This window comes from Curtobacterium herbarum, from assembly GCF_016907335.1.
Classification (GTDB): Bacteria; Actinomycetota; Actinomycetes; order Actinomycetales; family Microbacteriaceae; genus Curtobacterium; species Curtobacterium herbarum.
Window position 1 is genome coordinate 3,206,990 of record NZ_JAFBBT010000001.1, and the last position, 24,645, is coordinate 3,231,634.

The following is a 24,645-nucleotide window of genomic DNA, read 5'->3' on the forward strand; positions in this document are numbered from 1 at the left end:
CCGGTCACGCTCCGGACGATGCGCTCCGGACCGGCAGCGGCGACCCGACCGGCACCGGGGCGTCCCCGAAGTCGGGGATCGGCAGCCGTGCGCCGTCCTGCAGGGCGGACTGGAACGCGATCAGTCCGGGCAGCGTGTACCGCGCCGCGACCCAGGCGTTGACGGTGGGCAGCGTGCCGCCGGCGACCGCGCGGACGAAGTCGTCGACCAGGAACCGGTGACTGCCCTCGTGGCCGTCCGGGGCGACGTCGAACTCGGACGGCAGGCGCTCGGCCTCCGCCTGGTGGACCTCCGCGTGCCCGGAGCTGAAGGCTTCGCGGAGGGACGGCGCGATGTCCGCCAGCAGCGGGTCGTCCAGGCCGATCGCGGGCTCCGAGGCGAGCAGGTCGGAAACGTCCTGCACCCCGTCCTTGTCCTGCCAGACCGAGGTCTCCGCGAGCTGTTCGAAGCTGCCCTCGGTGCCGAACCAGCGGAACCGGCTCTCGCGGATCGGGGACGGGTAGCCGACGCGACGGAACTCGTTGATGCGCATGGACCCGCCGCCGTCGAGCTCGAACAGGGCGGTCATGTTCGAGAAGTCGTTGTCGAACATGCTGACCTGCTTGTCGAACACCCCGTCGTCGCGGTCGTCGCGGACACCGATGCAGCTGACGCTCGTCGCGTGCCGGGGCATGGCACCCAGGACGCCCCCGATCGCGTGCGTCGGGTACCACATCGGCGGGTAGCTGGCAGTGGCCTTCCAGTCGTCGCCGCCGCTGAACCTGTACGCGTCGTAGAACCCGAGGTCCATGTCGTGCAGGTAGTCGCCCTCGGCGTAGAACACCCGGCCGAACGCACCCTGCTCGACCTTCTGCCGCGCGAAGACCGTCGCCGGGTTGTACTGGCTGGTCTCACCCATCATGTAGGTCAGCCCGGTCGCGGTGACCAGGTCGATGACCTCGGCGATCTCCTGCTGCGTCACGGCCATCGGCACCGCGGAGTACACGTGCTTGCCGGCCTGCAGCGCCCGGGCGACGATCGGCCCGTGCGTCCAGCGCTGGGTGAAGACGGCGACGGCGTCGATCGCGGGGTCGTCGAGCATCGCGTCGAGGTCGGCGTACGTGCCGGCGAGGCCGAGGTCGTCGACCAGTCGCTGCGCGCGGCCCTCGATGACGTCGGTGGCGTACACGGCCGAGATGCCGGGGTGCAGCTGGAACAGTGCGGCGAAGTGGGACGAGAACTGGCCGGCACCGACCATGCCGAGGGTGAACGTCATGTGCTGTCCTCCTGTGCGTCGTTGCACACCGCCGGGTCCGGCGGAGCGTCCGGCCAGTGTGGCGGTACGGGTTTACTCGTGTCAACCCGTGGTGTGTTCTGGTTTACGAACCAGCGGTCGCACGGTGTTACCCGGGTAACGTCACCGCTGCCCGCGCCCGGTCCATCACCGCGCGGATCACGTCGGTCTTCGCGTCCGCGTAGTCGTTCATGTCGTCCCACGTCCCGCTGAGCAGGGCCCGCTTCGTCGCCTCGTACAGTGCCCGGTCGTCCGGGTCGTTCCGCAGCCGGTCGCGCAGCAGCAGGTAGTCCTCGACCGCGGTCGCGCCTCGCTCGTAGACGTGCACGTGGACGTCCCGCGTCGGCGTCCGCACCAGCCGGTGGCCGGGCTCCCGCACCCGCAGCTCGTAGCCGGAACCCAGCAGCGGGTCGAGGTACGCGGACTCGTCGGTGATGTCCGGCACGACGACGACCAGGTCGACGATCGGCTTGGCGGCGAGCCCCGGCACCGAGGTCGACCCGATGTGCTCGACCCGCACGTCGAGCGGTCCGACCGCGCGGAGGATCCGCTCCCGGTGCTCCGCGAACGTCACCGCCCAGGCCGGGTCGTGCTCGTGCAGTCCGACACGCAGTGCCTCGGGTCCGCCCACGATCTCGACGGTGGTCACGTCACGGGGCTCGTCGGCCAGCACGTGATCACGGACGGGAGGCTCGTCCCCCGCCCCGACACCGGGTGCGGCCGTCGAATCGCGGACCACGAGCGTCGTGGCGAGCTCGACCCGGACCGGCTCGTCCGGCGCGCCACCCGCGGGCTCGTCGACGCCGGCACCGGCGTGCTGGCGCAGCGCCATCCGGGTCGCCCGCTCCGCCATCTCCTGCAGGGGCTGCCGGATCGTCGTCAGCGCGGGCCGCGCCCACCGTGCCGGAGCGACGTCGTCGAACCCGACGACGGACAGGTCCTCCGGCACCCGCAGCCCGAACGACCGCGCGGCGTCGAGCACGCCGAGGGCCTGCAGGTCGTTGCCGGTGACGATCGCCGTCGGCCGGGGGTGGAGCGCCAGCAGTTCGCGAGCCGCGCGTTCGCCGTCCTCCCGGCTGAACCGGGCGACGACGACGGACGGATCGGGCGTGCCGGACGGGGCGGGCGCGCCGGACGGGACGGACATGGCGGCCGGGTCGGACATGGCGGCCGGGACGGGCGTGGCGGCGGCGGGGCGGGCCTCCAGTCCGGCTGCGGCGAGCGCCGCACGGTGCCCGGCCAACCGGTCGACCGCGCAGGCCATGTCGAGCGGCCCGGCGATCGCCGCGATGCGGGTGTGGCCGAGGTCCAGCAGGTGCTCGGTCGCGGCCGCGCCCCCGGCGGTGTTGGTCGCACCCACGACGGGGACGTCGGCGGGCGGGTCGCCGACCGGGTCGACGACCGTGAACGGGATGCCGCGGGCGCGGAGCTGGTCGCGACGGCCCGCGGTGAGGGCGGAGAACTGCAGCACGATCGCCGCGGGTCGGCGGTGCAGGACGCCGGTGATCCAGTCCTCGCCGACGGCGTGGTCCGGGCCGAGGGCGGAGAGGGACAGGGCGTACCCGTGCTCGCGGGCGACGGACTCGACCCCGCGGACGATCTCGATCGACCACTCGCTGGCCAGGTCCTCGACGACGAGTTCGACGAGCGAGCCGGGGCCGGGCGGGGTGTCCCGCTGGGCGTAGCCGGAGCCGGCGAGCAGGCGTTCCACGCGCTCCCGGGTCGGCCCGGAGACGCCGGGCCGACCGTTCAGGACCTTCGACACGGTGGCCGGGGACACCGATGCCCGGCGCGCGAGGGCCTCGAGCGTGGGGCGGGAGCCGGACTGTTCCGCGGGGTCGGTGGACATGTGCCGAGTATCCCAGGGCGGGTCGGGCTGCCGGCGGCTGCGCAGCGGATCTGTGGACGAGTGCCGGTGCCGGGTCACTCCACTCGGCCAGCGAACCGGTACCGGAACCCGGTACCGTCGTCGGCCGTCACCACGACGTCGTAGTAGCCCCACGCGTCGAGCGGCCACCGCACCGCGTCCGAGTGCCGTCCGGCGAGCACGACGGTCTCGTGGTGCTCGACGAAGTCGTTCGCGGTGAGGGTGAACCGCACCGGCTTCCGCCCGCCGTTGCCGAGTCGCAGGAGCAGTCCGGCGTCGCGACCGGTGCGCGGCGTCGCCGTGACCTCCGGCAGTGCCAGGTCCCGGTCGGAACCGGCGACGACCTTCCCGGCGAACCGGCGGAGGAAGCGGTCCGGACCGTAGACGCTGAAGTCGTAGGCACCGTCGTGCGCTGCGGTGTCCCACTCGTAGGTGGCGGTCGAGCGGGCGGCGACGGTGTGCGGGCTGGACACGAACGGCAGCCCGGTGTTCGGGAAGACCTGGTGCGAGACACCCTGCCGTCCGTCGTTGCGCATCGTCAGCGTCACGAGGCCGCGGGTCCGGTCGACGGCGACGTCCGCGGACTGCCGGTAGGGCAGCGACCGGTGCCGCGTCGAGGTGCCGGGCTCCTGCGTCGGCCGACGCTGGGCACCGACGGCCGGCTCGGTGACCTTCGGCTTGCCACGGTCGGCGTCGGCCGCGGCGACGAGCTTCTGCGTCTCGCTGAGCGGCGGGACCTCGGCCGGGGTGGGGATCGAGAAGTCCGGGTTCGCGAAGTCGAAGCACGAGGTCAGGTCGCCCGAGATGGTCCGGCGCCAGGCGGAGATGTTCGGCTCGTGGACGCCGGTCCAGGTCTCGAGGAAGCGGATCACCGACGTGTGGTCGAACACCTGCGAGTCGACCCATCCGCCGCGGGACCACGGCGAGACGACGGTCAGCGGCACGCGGGTGCCGTAGCCGACGGGCAGTCCGGCGACGTACTCGTCGGGGGTCCCGGGTTCGGCGAGCGGCGGCAGCACGTGGTCGAAGTAGCCGTCGTTCTCGTCGTAGTTGATGAGCAGGACGGTGCTGGCCCAGGTGTCCGGGTTGCTCATCAGCGCCTGGATGACCGCGTTCGTGTAGTGGGCGCCGTAGTCGGGGCTCGCGGCGGGGTGTTCGCTCCAGCCGTAGGGCGCGACGACGAACGAGACGGCGGGCAGCGTGTTCGCGGCGGCGTCACGGCCGAAGTCGCTGAGCAGGTGCTGCACGTCGAGCCCCTTGCCCGAGTCCGGCAGCCACCCGTCGTGCAGCCCACCGCGGTCGGCCAGGTCGTGCACCGCGGGGTCCTTCGAGGCGAGGGCGTCGTGGTACTGCTGGAACAGCCAGAGCGGGTTGTCGCCGTAGTCGCCGACGTAGGGGTGGGAGCCGTCGTCGCCGACCTCGGCGTTCGCGTAGGTCTTCCACGTCACCCCGGCCTGCTGCAGCCGCTCCGGGTAGGTCGTCCAGTGGTACACGGGCAGGTAGTCGTCGGGGTTGTCGGTCGCCGGGCCGCCGAGTCCGCCCTGCGGGTTGATCGTGCCGGACCACTGGAACAGCCGGTTCGGGGTCGTCGGTCCGATGAGCGAGCAGTGGTAGTGGTCGGCGACGGTGAACGCCGAGGCCAGCGCGTGGTGGAACGGCAGGTCCTCGCCGGTGAAGTAGCCCATCGTCTGCCCGCTCTTCGCGGTGACCCAGCGGTTCCACGCACCGCCGTTCCACGCGGTGTGCCCGCCACCCCACGAGTGGTCGAGTCCGCCGGCGTTCTGGGCGTCGTGGTTCGCGGAGTCGAGCGGGAACGGCAGCAGGACGCCCCCGTCGGTGCGGGTGGGGTCGGGCTGGGCGAAGACGTCGGTCCCGCCGGGCAGTTCGACGGCCTGCTTGTCGCCGAAGCCGCGGACGCCGGGGAAGGTGCCGTAGTAGTGGTCGAAGGACCGGTTCTCCTGCATGAGCACGACGACGTGCTGCACGTCCTTGATCGATCCGTGCCGACCGTGTCGCGGAGTCGCAGCCTGCGCGGTGGCGGAGGACGGGCCTCCCGTCAGTGACCCGGCGGCGACGCCCGCGGCGATCGCGGCCGCACCGCCGAGCAGCACCGTCCGGCGGCTGACGCCGTGTCGGACGGCGGCGGGGTGCGTGGCGCCGGGAGCGAGCGGCGGTGCCGCGCCCAGGGTGACGTCGGGTGCGTGCTGCTCGGGCTTCGGCCGGCTCATCGGGGCTCCTTCGTCGTGGCGGATGCGGTCCCGGCGTCGTGGACGCGGTTCCGGCAGGAGCTTCGGCGCGCGGGGTGAACGGAGCGCCCCGCGCGCTCGTCCGGTTCGCGGCGTCGGGTCGAACAGCGGGTGGCCATCCGATGACCGTCCTCACAGTGTCGGAGGGGCGATCGGGGGTTGCGGACGCCCCTCGCACGGGATATGTTCTGGCTGACAACAAATCCGCTCGACGACGATCGGCAGACCCTCATGGCAGTGCAGCCCACCCGCGACGACAAGTTCTCCTTCGGTCTCTGGACCATCGGTTACAACGGCTCGGACCCCTTCGGCGGCCCGACGCGCCCCCAGCTCGACGTGGTCGAGGCGGTCGAGAAGCTCGACGAGCTCGGCGCCTACGGCCTCACCTTCCACGACGACGACCTGTTCGCGTTCGGCTCGACCGACGCCGAGCGGCAGACCCAGATCGACCGCCTCAAGGGCGCGCTCGAGTCGACCGGCGTCGTCGTCCCGATGGTGACCACGAACCTCTTCTCCGCCCCGGTCTTCAAGGACGGCGGCTTCACCTCGAACGACCGCGACGTCCGCCGCTTCGCCCTCCGCAAGGTGCTCCGCAACGTCGACCTCGCCGCCGAGCTCGGCGCCGAGACCTTCGTCATGTGGGGTGGCCGCGAAGGCGCCGAGTACGACGCCGCCAAGGACGTCCAGGCCGCGCTCGAGCGCTACCGCGAGGCCGTCAACCTCCTCGCCCAGTACGTCACCGACAAGGGCTACGGCATCAAGTTCGCCATCGAGCCCAAGCCGAACGAGCCCCGCGGCGACATCCTGCTGCCGACACTCGGCCACGCCATCGCGTTCATCGACACCCTCGAGCGCCCCGAGCTCTTCGGCGTGAACCCCGAGGTCGGCCACGAGCAGATGGCGGGCCTGAACTTCACCGCCGGCATCGCCCAGGCGCTGTACTCGGGCAAGCTCTTCCACATCGACCTCAACGGTCAGCGCGGCATCAAGTACGACCAGGACCTCGTCTTCGGTCACGGTGACCTGCAGAACGCGTTCTCGCTCGTCGACCTGCTCGAGCACGGCGCACCGCAGGGTGGCCGCGCCTACGACGGCCCCCGGCACTTCGACTACAAGCCGAGCCGCACCGAGGACATCACGGGCGTCTGGGACTCGGCCGCCGCGAACATGCGCATGTACCTGCTCCTCAAGGAGCGCGCGCAGGCCTTCCGCGCCGACCCCGAGGTCCAGGCAGCGCTCGAGGCCGCCAAGGTCTCCGAGCTCGCCAAGCCGACGCTGAACCCGGGCGAGAGCTACGACGCGTTCCTCGCCGACACCTCGGCGTACGAGGACTTCGACACCGACGCCTACTTCGGCGGCAAGGGCTTCGGCTTCGTCCGGCTGCAGCAGCTCGCCGTCGAGCACCTGATGGGCGCTCGTGGCTGAGATCGCCTCCAGCGCGACCGACCCCGGCGGCGAGGACCTCCTCGTCGCCGGGGTCGACTCGTCCACGCAGTCCTGCAAGGTCGTCGTCCGCCGCGCCTCGACCGGCCAGGTCGTCCGCTCCGGCCGTGCCACGCACCCCGACGGCACCGAGGTCGACCCCGCCGCCTGGTGGGACGCCCTCGGCACCGCGGTCGCCGACGCCGGCGGCCTGGACGACGTCGCCGCGATCGGCATCGGCGGGCAGCAGCACGGCATGGTCGTGCTCGACGCCGACGGTCGCGTGATCCGCCCGGCACTGCTCTGGAACGACGTCCGCAGTGCGGCCGCCGCTGCCGAGATGGTCGAGGAACTCGGCCGGGAGGCATGGGTCGCCCGCACGGGTCTGGTCCCGGTGGCCTCGTTCACCGCCACGAAGCTGCGCTGGCTCCGCGACGCCGAGCCCTCGCACGCGGCCCGCGTGGCCGCCGTCGCGCTGCCGCACGACTGGCTGTCCTGGCGCCTCCGCGGCTACGGCCCGGCGGACGAGAGCCCGCTCGGCCCGGACCTGGACGCGCTCGCGACCGACGGTTCCGACGCCAGCGGCACCGCCTACTGGGACCCGGCCCGCCGCGAGTACGACCCGGAGCTGTTCGCGCTCGCGCTCGGCCGCCCGCTCCGGGTCGCCGGGACCGCCGAAGACGGGGACGCCGTCGTCGTGCCGCGCGTGGTGGAGCCGGCCGAGGCGATGGGGACCCTCGAGCAGGACGTCGACCTGCCGGGCGGTGCACGGGCCTCCCGTGGGCTCGTCGTCGCAGCGGGCGCCGGGGACAACGCCGGTGCCGCGCTCGGCCTCGGCCTGGCCGCTGGCGACGTCGCGGTGTCCCTCGGCACGAGCGGCACCGTGTTCGGCGTGACCGACACCGCGATCGAGGACCCGTCCGGCACCGTCGCCGGGTTCGCGGACGCCACGGGCTCCCGACTGCCGATCGTCACCACGCTGAACGCCGCGCGGGTGCTCGAGGTGATCGGCGGCCTGCTCGGCGTCGACCACGCCGAGCTCGGTCGACTGGCGCTGCAGGCCCCGGCCGGCGCCGACGGCCTCGTCCTGGTGCCGTACTTCGTCGGCGAGCGCACCCCGAACCGGCCGGACGCCACCGCGTCGCTGCTCGGCATGACGCCCGGCACGACGGACCGGGCGCACCTGGCCCGTGCCGCGGTGGAGGGCATGCTCTGCGCCCTCGCCGACGGCCTGGCCGCGGTCGAGCGCACCGGCGTCACCGTGGAGCGACTGCTGCTCATCGGTGGGGCCGCGCAGAACGAGGCCGTCCGTGTCGTCGCGGCGCAGGTCTTCGGCCGCGAGGTCCTGGTGCCCGAACCCGGCGAGTACGTCGCCGCGGGTGCTGCGCGGCAGGCGGCGTGGGTCGTCACCGGGGAGCTCCCCGGCTGGTCGATCCCGACGACGTCGATCCCGGCGGACCCGCACCCCGAGGTGCTCGAGCGCTACCGCGCCGCCGTCGGCTGACCGCACGACGCACCGTCGGCTGACCGCAAGACGCAACGTCGGCGGCGAACCGCAACGCGATCGCGTTGCGGTTCGCCGCCGACGTTGCGTTCTGCGGTCGCCGATCAGGCGGGCTTCGACCGCACGTGCGCCCGCTCCCCCTGCGGCCCGTACAGGCAGAGCACCTCGGTCACCTGGTCCGAGACGTTGCCGACCCAGTGCGGGGTGTGGGTGTCGAACTCGGCGACCTCACCCGGGCCGAGGTCGAACACCTCGTCGCCGAGCGCCAGTCGGAGCCGGCCGGAGAGCACGTAGAGCCACTCGTAGCCCTCGTGCGTCTTCAGCGTCGTGTCCGAGCCGTGGTCGTTCGGTTCGATGAGCTGCTTGAACGACCGCACTCCCCCGGTCCGCTTCGTCAGCGGGATCACCACGCGGCGACCGTGCCGCTCCGGCTTGAGGTGCACCCGCGGGTCGCCGGTCGCCGGCGCCCCGACCAGGTCGTCGAGCGGCACCTGGTACGCGCGTGCCAGTGGCAGCAGCAGTTCCAGGGTGGGCTTCCGCTGCCCCGACTCCAGGCGGGACAGGGTGCTGATCGAGATCCCGGTCCGCTCTGCGAGTGCCGCGAGGGTGACGTCGCGTCGGGTGCGGAGCGCCCGGAGGCGCGGGCCGACCGCGTCGACGACGTCGGCCGTCGTCGGTTCGGTGGGGCGTGCCTCCCGGCCGGGTGTCATGCGCCGAGCTTGCCACACCGGCAACAGCACTTGCCGCTTTCATCACGGGCGACCGAGGATCACCGCATGTCTCAACACTTCGACGTCATCGTCGTCGGCGGCGGTCCCGCCGGCCTGTCCGCCGCCCTCATCCTCGGGCGCTCGCGCCGCTCCGTCCTGGTCGTCGACGCGGGTGAGCCCCGCAACGCACCCGCCGAGGGCGTCCACAACCTGCTGGGCCAGGAGGGCACCGCACCCCGCGAGCTGGTCCGGATCGGGCGCCAGGAGGTCGCCCGCTACGGGGTCACCGTGACGGACGGGAGGATCGTGGCCGCGTCCGCCACACCCGTCACCGCCGACGACCCGGTCGGTTTCCGGCTGACCCTGGCCTCTGGCGAGGTCGTCGCCGCCCGCCGCGTGGTCGTGGCCGGCGGGGCGGTCGACGTCCTGCCCGACGTCCCGGGGCTGGCGGAGCAGTGGGGCCGCGGGGTCGTGCACTGCCCGTTCTGCCACGGGTGGGAGGTCCGCGACCGCCGGATCGGGGTCCTCGTCACGATGGCGGCGGCCGCGCACCAGGTACAGCTGTTCCGCGCGCTGAGCGACGACGTCACGGCGTTCGTGGCGGATCCCGACCTGCTCGACGACACCGTGCTGGCCGGTTTCGCAGCCCGCGACATCCGGGTGGTCCGGACCCCGATCGTCCGTGTGCTCTCCGACGGCGACGCGCTGTCCGGAGTGGAGCTCGCGGACGGGACCGTCGTCGGGCTCGATGCCCTGGCGGCTGCGAGCCGGGTCGAGGCCCGGGTCGAGTGGGCCGCCCGACTCGGGCTGACACCGGTGGACCAGGAGGTCAACGGCACGGTGATCGGCCGGGTGCTGGCGGTCGACGCGGTCGGACGGACCGACGTGCCCGGCGTGTACGCGGCGGGCAACGCGGCGAACGCGATGCACACCGTGGTCGTCGCGGCAGCGGCGGGGTCGCAGACCGGGGCGGCCGTGCACGGCGACCTGCTGCAGGCGGACGTCGCGGCCGCGGTCCGGGGGCGCGCAGCGGAAGGAGTCGATGCGCCCTTCCCGGTCAGGTGAGGGCGCCGAGCGCGACACCCGCGGCAGCAGCGGCCACCGACACCACGAGCATCCCGAGCCCGTTGACCGCGGCGGCCGTGGTGCGGCCGCTGCGGGCCAGGCGGACGGTCTCGAAGCTGGCGGTGCTGAACGTCGTGTAGCCGCCCAGGAGCCCGGTGCCGAGGACCGCGACCGGCACGACGCCGAGGTGCCCGGCGGCGCCGGTGACGACGCCCAGGAGGAACGAACCGGTGACGTTGATCGTCAGCGTCCCGACCGGGATCCGGAACTCCCGCCCCCGGTTGACCGCCCCGTCCAGGACGAAGCGCAGCGCCGCACCGAGACCGCCGGCAGCCGCGACGCCGAGGAAGACCACCGCGCTCATGCCCGCGCTCCGTTCGACCGGATCCGGCCCGCGACGGCGATGCCGACACCGGTCGCCACGGCACCGGTGAGCACCGTCAGCAGCGAGTACCCGGTCCCGTCGAGCCCGCGGCCGTCGCGGAACAGGACCGCGGTGCTCGTCGCGAGGGTGCTGTACGTGGTGAAGCCGCCGAGGACTCCGGTGCCGAGCAGGAGCCGCATCGTCCGGCGGCGGCCCGCATCAGCTCCCCGGCGGGCGAGGTGCTCGAGCAGCAGCCCCAGCAGGAGCGCACCGGAGACGTTGATCCAGAAGATCGCCCACGACACTCCGTGCTGCGCCGGGAACGCCGTGCTGATCGCTTCGCGCGCGGCGGTGCCGATCGCACCCCCGACCGCCACGAGGCCGAGGTAGCGCCACCGCAGGTGCACCGGTCGCGGTGTCGCGGACGTGGACGCATCGGTGGACGCATCGTCGATGTCGGGGTCGGTCCCCACGGGTTCGGACATGGCTCTCCCTACCTCAGGCGCGTCGGAACGCGACCAGCTGAGATAGGGACTGTTGTCGACGGACGTCGAGGTTGGGTCCGGCAAGCCCCACTGCCGGGTCGGATGACGACACCAGTATGCACCTCCGACCGGGCACCGCGCGATCGTGTGCCGACCGGCCGTCACCGCATCGGGGTGAGCGTGCTCGCGAGGAGCAGGTCCTTCGCGGGGCCCCGTGCGTGCCAGCGGACGGTCCACCGCTCGGGCGTCCCGGCGAGCAGGCCCGTGTAGTCGTCGGGGTCGCAGGCGTGCTCGACGCGAGCTCCCCACACCCAGTCGTGGAAGGGGCGACCGTCGGCGAAGCAGACCCGCCACCGGCCGTCCGGGGCATCGGGACCGCCGCGGGCCGGGCCGCCGCCGGTGACCGCGGCCGCGCCGCGCCGGACCGCCAGTGTCCGCCACACCGGGGTCGTGCGGTCACCGAGGACCATCGTGCCGGTCTCGTGCCAGCGCACGGTGTCGTCGTCGACCGCGTTGAGCTCGGTCGTACCCGTGACGGTGCCGCGCAGGTCGGCGAGCCGGTCGTGCACCGTCCGCTCGAGCACCCACTGCCCGAGCAGGTCGGTGGGTGCGAGTGCGCCGGTCACTCGACCCGGTAGCCGGCCTGGGCGGCCAGCAGCGGCGCGAGCGTGAACAGCTGCTCGCCGCCGATCGTCGCACCGCGCAGGCCGTCCAGCCGCTCCAGGCGGTCGAGGTCCGCGTCCCGCAGGTCGACGTCCTCGATGCGGGTGTTCGTGCCCGCGAACTCCCGCACGGTACTGCCCGGGAACGACACCCGCAGCAGTCGGGCGTCCGCGATGTCGATCTCGTCGATGACGCAGTCGCGGAAGACCACGTCGGTGAGCGTCGAGGCGCGGAGGTTGACGAACCCGAGCTTCAGTCCGACGAACTCGACGCCGGCGAGGGAGCTGTCGTGCAGTTCGGCCGAGCCGACCCGGCCGCCGGCGATCCGGACCTCCCGCCAGGCACCGCTGACGGCGCGGAGCACGGGGGCGTCGAGGACCTCGACGACGCTGTCGCGGATCCGGAAGCCACGGAGTTCGGCGTCGCCGGCGCGGAGGGTCTCGATGACGCACTCCTCGACCTCCAGGTCGGGCAGCCGCTCACCGGACAGCTCGAGGACGCCGATGCGCTTGCCCTCGATGCGGTCGCCGGTCAGGACGTCGCCGGGGCCGGGCGTCCAGTCCTCCAGGTCCGTCGGTTCGGTGAGCGTGATGCGGGGCGCCGTGACGCCGGTCTTCCGTGCCATGCCCCCAGTCTGGCGCGCGGCACCGACGAGCGGGGACGCGCCTCAGCGCCCGGCGTTGTAGTGGTTCGCGACCTGCGTGGCGGAGAGCACCGAGCTGTACACGGCGGCGAACCGCATCGAGCCGGCGAAGTAGTAGGCACCCGCCCCCGGCCACCCGGTGATCGTGTCGTAGCCGACGCGGAAGTACCCGTTCGCGGTCTCCGGGGTGGTGAAGGCGGCGTTCGAGGCGACGAGTGCTCCGTCGGCGTAGAGCCGCATCCCCGTCGAGGCGGACATCGTCGCGACGACGTGGTGCCAGGCTCCGTCGCTGTAGGCCTTGGGCGACGTGACGACCTGCGTCGTGTTGTTGTAGGTACCGAAGACGAGCTGCCCGCTGGTGTTGAGGTACACCTGGCGGTCGTGCTGCCCGGAGACGGTGACCTGGTTGCTGCCGAACCCGATGAGCAGGCCGCCGGCGACCGTGGTGCGGAACCAGACCTCCTCGCTGAAGGTGGTCGGGTTGCGGTACATGGTCGGGGTGGAGACGAAGCTCGACGAGCCGTCCAGCACGTACGCGCCGCCGGTGTCGCGGGGGCAGGCCTTGGGGGTCGTCGTCGCCGTGGTCATCGACCCCTGGTACGTGCCGTTCGCGGCCTTGCCGGAGTCGTCGACGGCGGTCTTCGCGTTGGAGGCTTCGGTGAGCTGGTAGGTGAACAGTGCGTTGGCGTTGTCCACGTCGACCGCACTCGCGCAGGTGAAGTAGCTGGCGGTACCGGCGCTGTTCGACCCGTTCGTCACCTTCGCGCTGAAGGCGGACCGGGTCGGCGCGAACTGGTTCAACACGATGACGACGGCGAGCGCGACGACGAGCAGGACGGCGATGACCTTGCCGTCACGGAGTCGGTGCAGGTTCACGCGGCACGCACCGCCTCGACGCGGCCGAACGCCAGGCAGAACAGCAGCGGCAGCAGGCAGGCGGCGATGAGCGCGGCCCAGCCCATCGGGTCGAGGTCGATGCTCGACATCAGCTGGTACTGCCCGTGGTGGGAGAGTTCGTGGATGGTGACCCGACCGACCTCGCCGTCGACCAGGTGCACGGTGTTGCCGCCGACGGCGTCGATGCGGACGGGGAACATGCCGGAGGAGACGACGGTCGCCTCGACGGTGCCCTTCGCGGATGCGTTCGAGATCGTCGTGACGTTGACGAACGGCTTGAGCAGGAACGCGGCGTACGACACGGTGAGCGCGCTGCCGGCGATGCGCAGGCTGCCGCGCGTGATCCGGTCGGTGAAGGCGCTGGTCAGGGCCCAGATGAGGAGCGTGCCGATCAGGAGGATCGGGGCGGCCCGGAAGAGCCAGCCCAGGTGCGGGACGAGCAGGACCGGCGAGCCGACCAGGTTCTCCTGGGTGAGCGTCCACGGGTCCTCGGCACCGTTCACGTCACCGCGGGCGTGGATGCCGCCGTCGGGGTCGATCGCGACGACGCGGTGCGTGTAGGTGACGTCGGGGTTCGCCGGGGTCCAGTAGGACACGATGTCGCCGATCCGGAGGGACGACGCCTGCACCGGCATGTCGAGGACGAGCGTGCCGACGGGGGCGGCTTCACCCATCGACGGGGTCTCGACGACGAACCAGCGGCCGCCGTTGGTGAGGAAGAGGACGGCGGCGGTGAGGAGCAGCGCCGCGATCGTGGCGACCGACCAGGCCATGACGGTCTCGGAGCGGCTGACCGGGCGTCCGCCGAGGAACGGCCGCGGCAGGGTCCCGCTGAGCGGGATGGCCGGGGTGAGGCTCATGTGCTGCTCCGTCCTGGTCGGTCGTGGTCACGGGGAATGGCGACGCTCGACCGGAGGGGGGTCGGTCGAGCGTCGCCGGTCAGGGGTACTGCTGATCAGGCCGTGAAGGTCCAGGTCATCGGCACCGCGGCGGCGAGGCCCTGGTAGGTGTTGCCGGCCGAGGAGTCGAGCGTGACCGCGAAGTTGAAGGGGACGCTCGCACCGGCGGCGGGAGCGGTCGGCAAGGTGATCGCGGCGCCGCCCTTGAAGCTGGCGAGGGTGCCGGAGAAGACGGTGGCGGAGCCCGAGGTGACGACGAGGTTCATCTTCGCGCACAGGTCGGTCGCGGTGCCGTTCGACGTGCCGTTCGCGCTCTGCGTGCAGGCGGCGCCCGGGGTCAGGGTGAAGGTGCTGGCGGCTGCGGTGCCGGTGTTCTTGATGGTGATCGGGGTGTTGACCGTGTTGCCCGGGGTCATCGTCGTGCTGCCACCGAACTTGTTGATGGTGGAGCAGGTCGCGGCGTTGGTCGAGACCGAGCCGCCATCGGTGCTGAGGCAGGTGACCGACGCGTTGGCGTTCTGCTCCTGCATGATCAGCGTGCCGCTGGCAGCGGTGTTGCTGCTGTTGGTGATGCTCGCGGCGAACCCGGACAGGGTGCCGGTGAGCGAGAGGGAGAGGAGCACGGCGGCGAAGATGCCCGCGAGGAGCGCCACGGGTGCGAAACGGATGCGCTTCAGCGGGGAGGTGCGGAGCTGGTTGGACACGGGGTACCTCGATGTTCGTGGGGGGCTGGTTCGCAACCTCCGTTCGGCCGATTGCTCAATGATTAAGATAGTCACCGGTTCAACAAGACGGAACCGCCGCGCGGCCCCCAGAGCGGGGGACACGACGGACGGGAGGCGCACCGGCGCCCGGCAGACACGCGTCGGCCCGGTAACCTCCCGCAACGAGAGAGATCTGGAGACCAGCCCGTGAGCGAGCAGGACGAGCACGACGCGATGGACCTGATGACCGCGTTCGACGCCGTCGTGCGCGCCAACGCGAGCCTGGTGGGGCAGCTCAGCGCCCGCGCCGGCGTGCACGAGAGCGGCCTCCGTGCACTCGTGCTCATCAGCGACACCGGCTACTCCACCCCCACCGAGGTCGCCGGGTTCCTCGGCCTGACCTCCGGGGCCGTGACGAACATGGTCGACCGGCTCTCGACGGCGGGACTCCTCGAGCGCACGCCGAACCCGACCGACCGGCGCGGATCACTGCTGCGTCTGCGTCCAGCGGGCGAGGCCGTCGTCGCGGACTACCGGGAGCGCTACGCCGCCATGCTCCGCGCGGTCGACTCCGGCCACCGTGGGGACCTGCACGCGGTCCTCAACGACCTGGCCACGGGGCTGTTCGAGCAGGCCGCCACCGCCGGCCCTGCCCCGGCGGACGCCCCGGACTGACCCCGCCGCCGGACAGCAGCAGCGTTGGCGTCACCGGCGACGAACGTGCACCCGAAGGTCGATCGTCGCGGTGCGCTCCGATCGCGGCGCCGGTCAGGTGCGCGTCATCGCAGTCCCACTGAGACACGGGGGGTGCCGATTCCGAAACCATCCGAAGATAAAGAACGCGGTGAGCACTGCCCCCGGGATTGCGATCACTATCGCCCAGTTGGAGCCAATCAATAACAGCACTAGACCAGTGATTGCAACAATTGGCCCCGCGACCAGGCCAATTGACCAAAATGCGGACCGCCGTCGATGATCCATATGCTCGTGGTGCCGTCCGTCGTGCGGAGGTCCAGCAGCTGACCCGTCACGGGGTCGCTGAGCACCGACGCGGTCCCGACACCGGCGGCGGTTCGTGCGGTGATCACCGGCACCCCGTTCTGGTCGTTGGTTCCATATGTGTACTGGTACGCCGTGCCGCCGTCGGTGGCCTGGGAGAGCAGCTTGTTCATGTCGGCACCGGCGTAGGTGTAGCTCGTCTTGACGCCATCTTTCATCGACGCGGTCCCCGGTGCCACCGGTCTGCTTATGACTTGAAGTGCCTAACGACCAGAATCAAAGCAACGTTGGCCAACGTCGCAATTGTCAAAACCAGAATAAAAAACAATCAACTTAATCGAATGGCGACGCAGCGGCCTGACACCGCCCTCGGAACTCAACGCCATCGTCGTCGCCCGCTTCGACGGCACCGGAACCTTCTTTGTCCTGGCCGCCCTACGCCGACTTCTTCGTCGTCGCGTGAACCGGTGATGCCGCCCATGATCGAACAGCACCTCCCCGGGCTCCGGCCAGAGCGCCACGAAACGTGGCGCCGACTGCGCCGCTTGCAGGGCGCAGTGGCCGTCACCCCTGACGCGGCACCGGCACCGGCACCGGCACCGGGCGATATCGCCCTGCCGGTCGAACTTCCAATCGTGGTCACGCTCGTCGACCACGACCTGTGAGCAAGTCGATGCGACCGGACGTCAGTGCCGGCGTACCGCGGTGTTTCATGCCGTGAACCGGCCCGTTAGCACAACGATGCCCCGATTCTCAGAACGAGTCGGGGCATCGTCATCAGCAACAGCTATGCACCATTGCTGGCAAACCAGCGTGTGCGTCAGGGCTTACCGCTGCTTATTCCTTCGATGGTTTCTTGCCGCGTCAATGAACATATATCCAGCGGCAAGTAGGAGCAAGATGCCAAGAATCCACATCGGCGCACCACGGAAGGAATTTTGAAGTGGACCAAGCAAGGCTACTGCGCCAATGATGGTGAACACAACGCCAATCGATATTTCAAGCTTCACGCTGTTGGTGTTTTTCATTGCCAAGGAGCCTTTCCGGTGGATGCGTATGAACCTGCGATCTCGCCAGCAGCGAAACATCCGCCCACTGCAACGAGCGCGGCACCACCTGTCAAACTTGCGGTGACGCCGGCGCAAGTGGCACTAACTGCAGTGCCGACGATCTCTCCAGTAACGGCCTGGGCTACCTGCTTTGAGTCGCCAGTGCCAACGGCTTGGTCCAGCTGTTGGCCGGTGATCACGCCACCAATGACTTCGTCCAAATACTTCACCCCAGCAACACGCCCAGTCGAGTCGGACAAGTTGATTGGATTACCACCAGCATACGAGTAGCGGTTAGCGTTCGACGGACTGAGCGGCGCGTCGAGGGTGTCACGTTCAGTCCAGGTGCCGGTTTTTGCGGTTTGCCAGCGGTACCCGAACTTGGTCAGTCCGTTGCTGGTGCTGCTGGAACGGATTCCGCCCTTGAACCCATAGGGGTTCTGCTGCCACTGCGCACTGGTGTCGCCGTAGGAGACGGTCTCGCCGCCGTACGGGGAGTACGACACGACATACGCCTTCGCACCCTTGTCCGTGATCGCGGCGGCGGGGTTACCGATGCCGTCGATGACCCACATGCTCGTGGTCCCGTCCGTGGTCCGAAGATCCAGCGGACGGCCGCTTGCCGGGTCACTCAACACGGACGCGGTCCCGACACCAGCGACGATACGCGCGGTGATCACGGGGACACCGTTGCGGTCGGACGTTCCATACGTGTACTGGTACGCCTTGCCGCCGTCGGTGGCCTGGGAGAGCAGCTTGTTCATGTCGGCGCCGGCGTAGGTGTAGCTGGTCTTGACGCCGTCCTTTGTGGAGGCGGTCATCTGCTGCGCACCGTTGTATGTGAAGGTCTCCCCCGGAGCGGCGGTCATGTTGCCCGTGCCGTCGTACTGGTAGCCGGCGGTGGTGATCTGACCGACGGCGTTGAAGCTGAACTTTGTGTCGGTCTTCACATCACCCGACGCAACGTCGGTGGCGAGAGCGCGGGTGCGGTTGCCAGCGTCGTCGTACGTGAACTTCCAGTTGGTCGGCTTGGAGCCGCCGGTCTGGGTCACCGAGGTGAGCCGGTCCGTCGGGGCGTCGTCGTCGGACTTGTATCCGTACTCCGTGACCAGGCCGGAGTCGGCCTGGTTGGTGGTGTTGTCCTTGGACCACTGCAGCTTGTCGCGGTCGTTTGCCTCGTTCGCGGCGCAGGTGCCGCCCGCAGTGGTGTCCGCGATGTAGCAGTACGTGGTGTCAACGATCGGGTTCGACCGGTTCTCGTCGCCCCACGCTTGGATGCGTGTGATCTTGCCGGACTTGTCGTAGGTCGTCTTCTGGTGCGCTTCCCACACCTCCGGATCCTTCGACGTGTCCGGGTTGGGAGTTGCGTTGAGCCATACGTCCGTGCGGCGGCCGCTGTTCTTATCGGTCTTGTACAGCTGCTTCGCGGTGCCGGCGCCACTCGGGTACGTCGTCGTGGTCAGCGCACCGGACGAGTCGTAGTCGTGCGTGACAGTGCCCTGCGCGTCCGTGACCGTGACGGTGTTCCCGGCGAGGTCGTAGCCGTACGACACCTGCCCGCCCCCGGCAGAGTTCACCGTGCTGACGATCCGGTTCTGCTGGTCGTAGCCGTTGGTGATCGTGCCGGTCGCTGAAGCCTGACCGGTCTGGTTGCCGTTCGCGTCGTACGTGTTCGTCACGGTGGCGGTGCCGTCACTGAATGACGTCGTGGTGCCCCGGTCGTCGTTGTCGTAGCCGAACGTGGTCGTGTTGCCACGGCCGTCCGTCTCGGTCTTCACCCGACCGAACGCGTCGTAGGTGTAGTCCTTCACCCCGACGCTGGTGCCGGTCGGCGGCGTGATCTTCGACAGCTGCTTGTTCGCGTCGTAGGTGTACTTCGTCGGGTTGCCGGAGTTGCCCGGCGCGGTCGCCTGCTTCACGGTGCCGTCACCGTTGTAGTCGATCGTCGCCTTCGACCCGGCGACCGAGCCCGACTGGGACGACGTCTGGTTGCCGTAGTCGTCGTACTCCATGCTCGAGCTCGAGCTGGAGCTGCTCGTGACCTTCGAGGGCAGGTACGCCGCGGCGGACGAGGACGAGCCGTACTCCGCTGACGACGACGAACCGGAGCCCGACTGGGATGCCGTCAGGGACTGGCTGTCGTTCTTGTCGTACTTGTTCGAGGTCGTGCCGGTGCTGTCGGCGCCGGCCGCGCCGACCTGGGAGGTGGCGACACCGTTGTTGGCCGAGTTGTACGACTTCGACCGCTCGCGGTTGATCGGGTCGACGGTCTTGGTGACCAGGTCCTTGCTGTCCAGCGTGTACGTGGTGTGCTTCGCGTTCGCGACCGTCGCGCTCTGGTCCGAGCGGGGGTCCGCGACCTGGGTGGAGGTGTCGCTGACGTAGGACAGCCGGGTCACTGCGGTTCCGGGCGAACCGGCCGTCGTGTTCGACTGGGAGACCTTCGTCACCCGGTCGTTGCCGTCGTAGGTGAACGACGTGACGCCGCCGTTCGGTGCAGTGATCGAGGTGAGGTCGCCGCTCGTGTACCCGAACGTCGTCTTCTTGCCGGTCGCGTCGGTGTAGGTGGTGATGTCCCCGGTGGCGTTCTTCGTCCACGAGACCGACCGCGACGAGCTGCCGCTGGTTTGCGTGAACGTCTGCACACCGTTCGCGTAGGACGACTGCAACGTCTTGGCGCCATCAGAACCGGCGGTGGAGACGATGGAGGTGAACGCGAAGGTCTTGGTGCTGTCGTACGTGAAGCGGACCGTGTTGCTGTTGCGGTCCTCGATCGACTTCGGCAAGCCGGCGAGGTTGAAGTGGATGATCTGGTTCGTCGTCCACCCCTTCAGCTGGTATTCGTCTGTCGCACTGAGGGTGCGGGTGAGGGTTTGCTGCAGCCCGGCCGGGGTTGTGAAGGCGCCGGTGCCGGCACGTGTGAACTGCCACGCGGTGCCCTGTGCGTCGAGGTACACGACACCGAGCGCGTTCGCCGTGAGGGTACCTGCGCTGGCGAGGCTGTACTGCCACCGGTTGGCGTCCATCGTCGCGGTGTTCGCCTCGTGCGTGGACCGAGAGTTGTAGGCGGCGCCGATCGGCGCCGACGACGTCGCACCCGGCAGGCTCATTGCTGCGGTCGAGACCATCAGGTTGCCCGTACCGACATCGACAGAAGCGGAGGTCTGGTCAGAGACGGTGAACGGCAACCGAGTCGCGGACGTGCGCTGGCCCGTCTGGTTCGTGTCTGCCGGGCCGCCGGGCAGGGAGTTGTAGGTGCCCTGCAGGTCGACGACGAAGTTCAAGGTGCCCGCACCCTGGTTCTTGATGCGGATGTTGCCGTTGGAACCGACCGGAGCGATGACGGTGGTCGTCTGTATCGACCCTTCCTCGCTGTACAGCGACTGGATCCCCGGCTCAGCCGCACCATCCGCCCAGACCTTCGCCGAAGCGGCACGAGTGTCCTGATTGACGGCGGTGACGGTCATCGCAACTGCGGAGAGGCCGGCTTCGACCGTCGGCACTCCTGCGCGTGCGCCGGCGACCTGCACCGCGATGGAGCTCCCCGAGGGGATGCTTGTGCCGGTACGAGTGTCCGCCAGCCGGCCGGTCTGCGGGGTGAATCCGCCACCCGGGTTGTTCTGAACGAAGTAGCCCTGGATGCTGACGACGAGGTCCAACGTCGCACCGCCGCTGGTGTTGTCGACCGTCAGCTTGCCGGCGTCCCCAAGGGACACCTGCGACGAGAACGACGTGTTGCCCGGGTCGGACGAGTACGAAAGCCGGCCAGAACTACCGGCGCCGGTCGAGGGGAAGACGCGGATCGCGCCGCCATGCTCCGCGCGGTCGACTCCGGCCACCGTGGGGACCTGCACGCGGTCCTCAACGACCTGGCCACGGGGTTGTTCGAGCAGGCCGCGACGGCCGGCCCGGCACCGGTGGACTCCCCGGACTGACTCCACCGCCGGACAGCAGCGGCGTCGGCGTACCGTTCCGGGGGAGCACACACCGACCCGCTCACCGAGAGGACACGTTGACTGCCGCATTCACCGGCGTGGGTTTCGAACCGATCCCCACGGCGATCGTCGCAGTGTTGGCTGCTGTGATCATCGCCGTGACCATCATCAGGAGCCGCCGCAGATGAGCGGGAGACGAGCGACAAGCCGGTGACGATGGTCCGGGTCGCGATCGAGCAGTTCATCCGGCTCACGCCGAACCTGCACAGCCGCCGGCGTGGAGGTCGAGATGCCTGACGCCATCGGGGCATGGCTGGCCGGAGCGGCCCTGCTCTGCGCCGGCCTGACGTTCGCCCTCTGGCCGCGTCGGGTCGCGGAGTTCCTGAAGGACGTCGGCGGAAGAACCACCACACTCGCTCGTATGCCCGAGCAGCGACGGACCGCCGGGATCAGGGTGGTCTTCGTGAGCATGCTCGTCCTGGGCGTTGCAGCGAACGCGTCGTAGATCGGCTACCGACGCGTGCTGTTCCACAGCCAGCCGAAACTGTTGCGAGGAGCTCGGAGCTGTCCATTTCGATCATTGGGGCGTTTCCAACGCACTGTCGACCACATGAGAAAGCCTGTGCGCGCTCACTCCGCCGCCGACTCCTTCAGGAGATCATCGCTGACGGCGCATGAACACAACTACTCCACAGACCACAACGAGGATCGCCACCCCGGCAAACCAGAGAACTGGAGGGATTGAGTTGCCTTGATTGGGGTTCACGGCGGCAAGCATGGCGCCGAGTACTACTGATTTTGTCATCATTCCTCAACAGTCGAGGGCTGCTTCGTCGGACGTGCCGAAGTAGCTTCTCCAGGTCTTGTGCAGCGCACTGTTGCTGTCGGCGCAGCAAACAGGCCAAGAACCCCTCAAAGTGATGCACGCAGCTCTGCAGTCCCCGTGACGGCGCTGTGCATCCACTTGAACGGTATCGGTAGTGAGACTCCAGCTTCGACTGACGCACCCGCATCGCAACGGTCGATAGGCTTCAGAGATGCTCACTGCAGGGGATTGATCGGGAGCCGCGCTCGTCTCTGAGCGCGCGGCCTTCCGATCCACTTCATCAGCACGCCCCCAGGGCGTGCTCGTGCCCCTGGAGTCCCACGCTCATGTCCACACGGACTGCGCGTCTTCGTGACGCGCTCGCAACACCACATGTCCTCCCGACCTTCTCCGCCGCACTGACCGGCCGCGCGGCGTACGCACTCGTCCTCCTCCCGCTCCTCTACGCCGTCTCCGATGCCACCGGCTCGATCGCACAGGCAGGCGTCGCGGTCGCCCTCTACGGCGCCGGCGCGAGCCTCCTGGCCCCTGCCCGCGCATGGCTCATCGACCGGCACGGTGCCCGCCCGGTCCTCGGGGCCCTCGTGCTCCTCTTCGGCGGGGCGGTCGCCGCGCTGGCGATCACATCGCTGGCGGACGGTCCGAACGCGCTGCTCATGGTCCTCGCCGTTGCCGCGGGCGCGGTCGCTCCGCCGATCGGACCGACCATGCGCGTCGCCTGGGGAGCGCTCGTCCCGGAAGGGGACCTGCTGCGCAAGGGACTGAGCTTCGATGCCGTCGTCGAGGAACTGCTCTACCTCGTCGGTCCGGCCGTCGCCGGGCTGGCGCTCGCGGTGGTCGACCCGGGACTCGCACTGTTCGTCCCGGCCGTGCTCGTCGTCGTCGGCGGTCTGCTGTTCGTCGCGACTCCCACCGTCGGAGCGATGGGCGGGCGTCCTCGTGGCGAGACCGTCGAACGTCGTCGTTCCCTGCTCGCAGAACGTCGGTTCGTCGCCGTCCTGTTGCCGGCGCTCGTCGCGGGCAGCATCTCCGGCAGTCTCAGCGTCGCCGTGCCGGCGGTCCTGTCCGACCACGGGGGTGCAGCTGCGGCCGGTGTGGCGCTCGGGCTGTTCGCGGGCGGGAGTGCCGTCGGTGGACTGGTCTACGGCGCGGTGAAGGTGCCCGGTTCCCCCGCGCGGCAACTCGTCGCACTCGCGCTCGGGCTGCTGACGCTCTCGTCACTCATCGCGGTGGTCACCGGTGCCGTGGCGGTCAGCGTCGTGGTCGCGGCCGCCGGCGTCTTCTTCTCCCCCGTCATGATCGTCGCGTACATGGCCGCGCACACTGCCGGTGGTGAGCACCGTCAGAACGCGGCGACCACCTGGGTCAACACGAGCCACAACGTCGGCGGCGCGATCGGCAGCGCACTGGCGGGGGTCCTCATCGCGGCCGCGGGCACGCCGTTCGCCGTCGCGGTGATGGCGACGGTCGCGCTCCTGCTGCTCGTCGTCTCCGGAGTGCTCGCCCGGCGACGATGATCGCGCTCCACTGACCCGGGCGGATCGAGCGGGGACCGGGTGACGAGGACGAGCGCACGGGTCACCCCCTGAGCACGGCGGCCGGGGCGACGTCCACGTTCACCCGGCCGCCCGGTCGGACCGGACCGCCACCCTCCGGGGCCAGAGCTGCTCGACGCGGCCCGCCGCCTGCACGCACTGGTCGACGGCCTGGCCGTGCACCTCCTCCTCCGTGCGGGCGAAGGAGACTGGGCCGTCGAGACACTGCGCGAGGAACTGCAGCGACTGCGCGCCTGACGAGATCGGTCGCTCAGTCGGTCGCCGGCCTGCTGAACAGGTTGACGACGTTGCCGTCGGGATCACGGACGAGCGCGGAGCGGTTGCCCCAGGGCATCGTCGTCGGTTCGAGCACGACGTCGTCGCTGCCGAGCTGCAGCCTGGCGAACTCACCGTCGACGTCGGCGACCTCGAACTCGATGATCACCGACCTGTTGGCAGCGGGAGTGACGGCGCCGTCGAGCATCGCGACGGTGGCGGTGCTGGCGATCGCGAGGTCCGCGCCGGGGCCGCTGAACTGCGCGAAGACCGGGGCGGGGCGCTCGGCCTGCTGGCCCGTGACCCGTTCGTAGAAGGCGACGAGGCCGTCGAGGTCGTCGGTGACGATGCGGACGGATGTGAACGACACGGGGATCCTCCAAGGGAGTGGGTGAGTCGGAGACACCAGCCTCACCGGTGGTCGCGACACCGTCCTGTCGGTGTTCCGCGGGATCCGTCGGCTGCGGATCAGTCGTCGACGACCGAGCGGAGTCGTCCGTACTGGATCGCGAGGTCCTCGGGCCGGACGGTGCGGACCGGGGGCCGTTCACCGGTGACCGTCACCGACAGCATCCGGTCGCCGCGGAACGCCCGCACGCCGTCCCGCAGCCGACACCAGGCGATGAGGTACCACTGGCCGTCCTTCGCGATCGACCCCAGCGGTTCGACGTCCCGGGTGGACTCCGCACCACTGGCGTCCTGGTAGCGCAGCCGCACGACACGATCGGCGCGCAGCGCCTCGGCGAACTCGGCCGGCACGACCGGCTCGTCTCCGCTCTCGAGGAAGTGCACCCGGGAGGCGACGGCGTTGACCCGTCCCGCGTCCCGGTCCGGCATGACCGCGAGCACCTTCCGGGCGGCGGTCCGGGCGGGTTGCCGGAACGGGCTGTGCTGCAGCGCGCTGAGTCCGATCACCACCGCGAGGGCTTCGTCGAGCGTGAAACCCGCGGGGCCGAGCGTGGCTGCGGCATCGATGACGTACCCACCGGTCCGGCCGGGCTCCGCCCAGATCGGCAGACCGGACTGCTGCAGTGCGGCGAGGTCCCGCTCGATGGTCCGCACGGACACGTCGAACCGTTCTGCGAGACGACGCGCGCTCCGCGGCCGCGGTGACACTGCCCGCAGCTCCTCCACGACACCGTAGAGACGATCGGTGCGGTTCACCGTCCCATCATCCGCCAGGTCGGCCCGGTGCGGTGCAGACCACGCCACCTCGTTCCGCTGCGGGGACAGACCGTCAGGTCGGGGACGGCCCCGTACTCCCTGACGCGGACAGAGGAACG

At 70.2% G+C, this 24,645-nt stretch carries 23 protein-coding genes and 1 pseudogene; 9 read left to right on the forward strand and 15 right to left on the reverse strand.

The features are described 5' to 3' along the window. Positions 1-4 precede the first annotated feature (4 nt). From JOD51_RS15270 to JOD51_RS15285, 3 genes are all read right to left on the reverse strand, one after another. On the reverse strand, positions 5-1,255 hold the full coding sequence (locus JOD51_RS15270; RefSeq protein ID WP_204609988.1) for a Gfo/Idh/MocA family protein: 1,251 nt from the start codon (positions 1,253-1,255) through the stop codon (positions 5-7). A 127-nt stretch (positions 1,256-1,382) separates the two neighbouring features. Continuing rightward, complete coding sequence (locus JOD51_RS15280; RefSeq protein WP_307839496.1) at positions 1,383-3,122, reverse strand: GrpB family protein; 1,740 nt, start codon at positions 3,120-3,122, stop codon at positions 1,383-1,385. 74 nt (positions 3,123-3,196) lie between these two features. After that, positions 3,197-5,368 (reverse strand): phosphocholine-specific phospholipase C, encoded by a 2,172-nt coding sequence (locus tag JOD51_RS15285; RefSeq protein WP_204609990.1) that lies wholly within the window; start codon positions 5,366-5,368, stop codon positions 3,197-3,199. A 249-nt stretch (positions 5,369-5,617) separates the two neighbouring features. On the opposite strand from JOD51_RS15285, the gene xylA reads away from it, so the two are divergent. Together xylA and xylB are read left to right on the forward strand one after the other, a co-directional pair. Further along, positions 5,618-6,811, forward strand: coding sequence for a xylose isomerase (gene xylA / locus JOD51_RS15290; RefSeq protein WP_204609992.1), 1,194 nt, complete (start codon positions 5,618-5,620; stop codon positions 6,809-6,811). Then, positions 6,804-8,312 carry a xylulokinase gene (gene xylB / locus JOD51_RS15295; protein ID WP_259558595.1) on the forward strand — a complete coding sequence of 503 codons (1,509 nt, stop codon included), beginning with the start codon at positions 6,804-6,806 and terminating at the stop codon, positions 8,310-8,312. The genes xylA and xylB overlap by 8 nt, the downstream gene beginning before the upstream one ends. A 104-nt stretch (positions 8,313-8,416) precedes the next feature. Here xylB and JOD51_RS15300 read toward each other — a convergent pair whose 3' ends face one another. Then, on the reverse strand, positions 8,417-9,022 hold the full coding sequence (locus tag JOD51_RS15300) for a helix-turn-helix domain-containing protein (RefSeq protein WP_204609993.1): 606 nt from the start codon (positions 9,020-9,022) through the stop codon (positions 8,417-8,419). Positions 9,023-9,088: 66 nt separating this feature from the next. Here JOD51_RS15300 and JOD51_RS15305 point away from each other — a divergent pair, with 66 nt between their 5' ends. After that, a complete protein-coding gene (locus JOD51_RS15305; protein WP_204609995.1) occupies positions 9,089-10,087 on the forward strand; it encodes an NAD(P)/FAD-dependent oxidoreductase in 999 nt (332 codons plus the stop codon). Here the strand turns inward: JOD51_RS15305 and JOD51_RS15310 are convergent. The 7 genes from JOD51_RS15310 to JOD51_RS15340 all read right to left on the reverse strand — a co-directional run bounded on the left by JOD51_RS15310 (position 10,080) and on the right by JOD51_RS15340 (position 14,742). After that, positions 10,080-10,451 carry a fluoride efflux transporter FluC gene (locus tag JOD51_RS15310; protein WP_204609997.1) on the reverse strand — a complete coding sequence of 124 codons (372 nt, stop codon included), beginning with the start codon at positions 10,449-10,451 and terminating at the stop codon, positions 10,080-10,082. The two genes, JOD51_RS15305 and JOD51_RS15310, sit on opposite strands and share 8 nt — an antisense overlap. After that, positions 10,448-10,936: a fluoride efflux transporter FluC gene (locus JOD51_RS15315; RefSeq protein WP_204610006.1), complete on the reverse strand. Its 489-nt coding sequence runs from the start codon at positions 10,934-10,936 to the stop codon at positions 10,448-10,450. Before JOD51_RS15315 ends, JOD51_RS15310 begins: the two co-directional genes overlap by 4 nt. 161 nt (positions 10,937-11,097) lie before the next feature. Beyond that, a complete protein-coding gene (locus JOD51_RS15320) occupies positions 11,098-11,562 on the reverse strand; it encodes a DUF6314 family protein (RefSeq protein ID WP_204610008.1) in 465 nt (154 codons plus the stop codon). Continuing rightward, on the reverse strand, positions 11,559-12,224 hold the full coding sequence (locus tag JOD51_RS15325) for a pentapeptide repeat-containing protein (RefSeq protein WP_204610009.1): 666 nt from the start codon (positions 12,222-12,224) through the stop codon (positions 11,559-11,561). The genes JOD51_RS15320 and JOD51_RS15325 overlap by 4 nt, the downstream gene beginning before the upstream one ends. Before the next feature lie 42 nt (positions 12,225-12,266). Continuing rightward, positions 12,267-13,118, reverse strand: coding sequence for a LamG domain-containing protein (locus JOD51_RS15330; protein ID WP_204610010.1), 852 nt, complete (start codon positions 13,116-13,118; stop codon positions 12,267-12,269). Continuing rightward, positions 13,115-13,999 (reverse strand): S26 family signal peptidase, encoded by an 885-nt coding sequence (locus JOD51_RS15335; protein WP_204610014.1) that lies wholly within the window; start codon positions 13,997-13,999, stop codon positions 13,115-13,117. Before JOD51_RS15335 ends, JOD51_RS15330 begins: the two co-directional genes overlap by 4 nt. 95 nt (positions 14,000-14,094) lie before the next feature. Further along, on the reverse strand, positions 14,095-14,742 hold the full coding sequence (locus JOD51_RS15340) for a COG1361 family protein (protein WP_204610016.1): 648 nt from the start codon (positions 14,740-14,742) through the stop codon (positions 14,095-14,097). A gap of 207 nt (positions 14,743-14,949) precedes the next feature. Between JOD51_RS15340 and JOD51_RS15345 the strand changes: the two genes are divergently transcribed. After that, positions 14,950-15,417 carry a MarR family winged helix-turn-helix transcriptional regulator gene (locus JOD51_RS15345; protein WP_307839497.1) on the forward strand — a complete coding sequence of 156 codons (468 nt, stop codon included), beginning with the start codon at positions 14,950-14,952 and terminating at the stop codon, positions 15,415-15,417. Positions 15,418-15,647: 230 nt separating this feature from the next. Here JOD51_RS15345 and JOD51_RS15350 read toward each other — a convergent pair whose 3' ends face one another. Next, the gene (locus tag JOD51_RS15350; RefSeq protein ID WP_204610018.1) at positions 15,648-15,959 is read right to left on the reverse strand and encodes a hypothetical protein; all 312 of its coding nucleotides are present in this window, start codon (positions 15,957-15,959) and stop codon (positions 15,648-15,650) included. A gap of 261 nt (positions 15,960-16,220) precedes the next feature. Between JOD51_RS15350 and JOD51_RS15355 the strand changes: the two genes are divergently transcribed. Continuing rightward, on the forward strand, positions 16,221-16,406 hold the full coding sequence (locus tag JOD51_RS15355) for a hypothetical protein (protein WP_204610020.1): 186 nt from the start codon (positions 16,221-16,223) through the stop codon (positions 16,404-16,406). A 359-nt stretch (positions 16,407-16,765) separates the two neighbouring features. Here JOD51_RS15355 and JOD51_RS15360 read toward each other — a convergent pair whose 3' ends face one another. Then, positions 16,766-20,506, reverse strand: coding sequence for an RHS repeat-associated core domain-containing protein (locus JOD51_RS15360; protein ID WP_204610022.1), 3,741 nt, complete (start codon positions 20,504-20,506; stop codon positions 16,766-16,768). A gap of 96 nt (positions 20,507-20,602) precedes the next feature. Here JOD51_RS15360 and JOD51_RS17415 point away from each other — a divergent pair, with 96 nt between their 5' ends. The 4 genes and pseudogenes from JOD51_RS17415 to JOD51_RS17670 form a co-directional block, all read left to right on the forward strand. Next, on the forward strand, positions 20,603-20,725 hold the full coding sequence (locus JOD51_RS17415) for a hypothetical protein (RefSeq protein WP_259558573.1): 123 nt from the start codon (positions 20,603-20,605) through the stop codon (positions 20,723-20,725). Positions 20,726-21,014: 289 nt separating this feature from the next. Next, complete coding sequence (locus JOD51_RS15365) at positions 21,015-21,230, forward strand: hypothetical protein (protein ID WP_204610023.1); 216 nt, start codon at positions 21,015-21,017, stop codon at positions 21,228-21,230. A gap of 647 nt (positions 21,231-21,877) precedes the next feature. Then, positions 21,878-23,068, forward strand: coding sequence for an MFS transporter (locus JOD51_RS15370; RefSeq protein WP_204610024.1), 1,191 nt, complete (start codon positions 21,878-21,880; stop codon positions 23,066-23,068). Positions 23,069-23,203: 135 nt separating this feature from the next. Continuing rightward, a pseudogene (locus JOD51_RS17670) lies at positions 23,204-23,344 on the forward strand (hypothetical protein); the annotation flags it as partial. 13 nt (positions 23,345-23,357) lie between these two features. On the opposite strand, the gene JOD51_RS15375 reads toward JOD51_RS17670, so the two are convergent. Then, positions 23,358-23,732, reverse strand: coding sequence for a VOC family protein (locus JOD51_RS15375; protein ID WP_204610028.1), 375 nt, complete (start codon positions 23,730-23,732; stop codon positions 23,358-23,360). 98 nt (positions 23,733-23,830) lie between these two features. Then, positions 23,831-24,526, reverse strand: a complete 696-nt coding sequence (locus JOD51_RS15380; RefSeq protein ID WP_204610030.1) for a helix-turn-helix transcriptional regulator — start codon at positions 24,524-24,526, stop codon at positions 23,831-23,833. Positions 24,527-24,645: the final 119 nt, after the last annotated feature.

Coding starts and splice junctions, on each gene's coding strand:
- JOD51_RS15270 (WP_204609988.1), bottom strand. CDS start 1,255: ATGACGTTCACCCTCGGCATGGTCGGTGCCGGCCAGTTCTCGTCCCAC.
- JOD51_RS15280 (WP_307839496.1), bottom strand. CDS start 3,122: ATGTCCACCGACCCCGCGGAACAGTCCGGCTCCCGCCCCACGCTCGAG.
- JOD51_RS15285 (WP_204609990.1), bottom strand. CDS start 5,368: ATGAGCCGGCCGAAGCCCGAGCAGCACGCACCCGACGTCACCCTGGGC.
- xylA (WP_204609992.1), top strand. CDS start 5,618: ATGGCAGTGCAGCCCACCCGCGACGACAAGTTCTCCTTCGGTCTCTGG.
- JOD51_RS15300 (WP_204609993.1), bottom strand. CDS start 9,022: ATGACACCCGGCCGGGAGGCACGCCCCACCGAACCGACGACGGCCGAC.
- JOD51_RS15305 (WP_204609995.1), top strand. CDS start 9,089: ATGTCTCAACACTTCGACGTCATCGTCGTCGGCGGCGGTCCCGCCGGC.
- JOD51_RS15310 (WP_204609997.1), bottom strand. CDS start 10,451: ATGAGCGCGGTGGTCTTCCTCGGCGTCGCGGCTGCCGGCGGTCTCGGT.
- JOD51_RS15315 (WP_204610006.1), bottom strand. CDS start 10,936: ATGTCCGAACCCGTGGGGACCGACCCCGACATCGACGATGCGTCCACC.
- JOD51_RS15325 (WP_204610009.1), bottom strand. CDS start 12,224: ATGGCACGGAAGACCGGCGTCACGGCGCCCCGCATCACGCTCACCGAA.
- JOD51_RS15335 (WP_204610014.1), bottom strand. CDS start 13,999: ATGAGCCTCACCCCGGCCATCCCGCTCAGCGGGACCCTGCCGCGGCCG.
- JOD51_RS15350 (WP_204610018.1), bottom strand. CDS start 15,959: ATGAAAGATGGCGTCAAGACGAGCTACACCTACGCCGGTGCCGACATG.
- JOD51_RS15355 (WP_204610020.1), top strand. CDS start 16,221: ATGATCGAACAGCACCTCCCCGGGCTCCGGCCAGAGCGCCACGAAACG.
- JOD51_RS17415 (WP_259558573.1), top strand. CDS start 20,603: ATGCTCCGCGCGGTCGACTCCGGCCACCGTGGGGACCTGCACGCGGTC.
- JOD51_RS15365 (WP_204610023.1), top strand. CDS start 21,015: ATGCCTGACGCCATCGGGGCATGGCTGGCCGGAGCGGCCCTGCTCTGC.
- JOD51_RS15370 (WP_204610024.1), top strand. CDS start 21,878: ATGTCCACACGGACTGCGCGTCTTCGTGACGCGCTCGCAACACCACAT.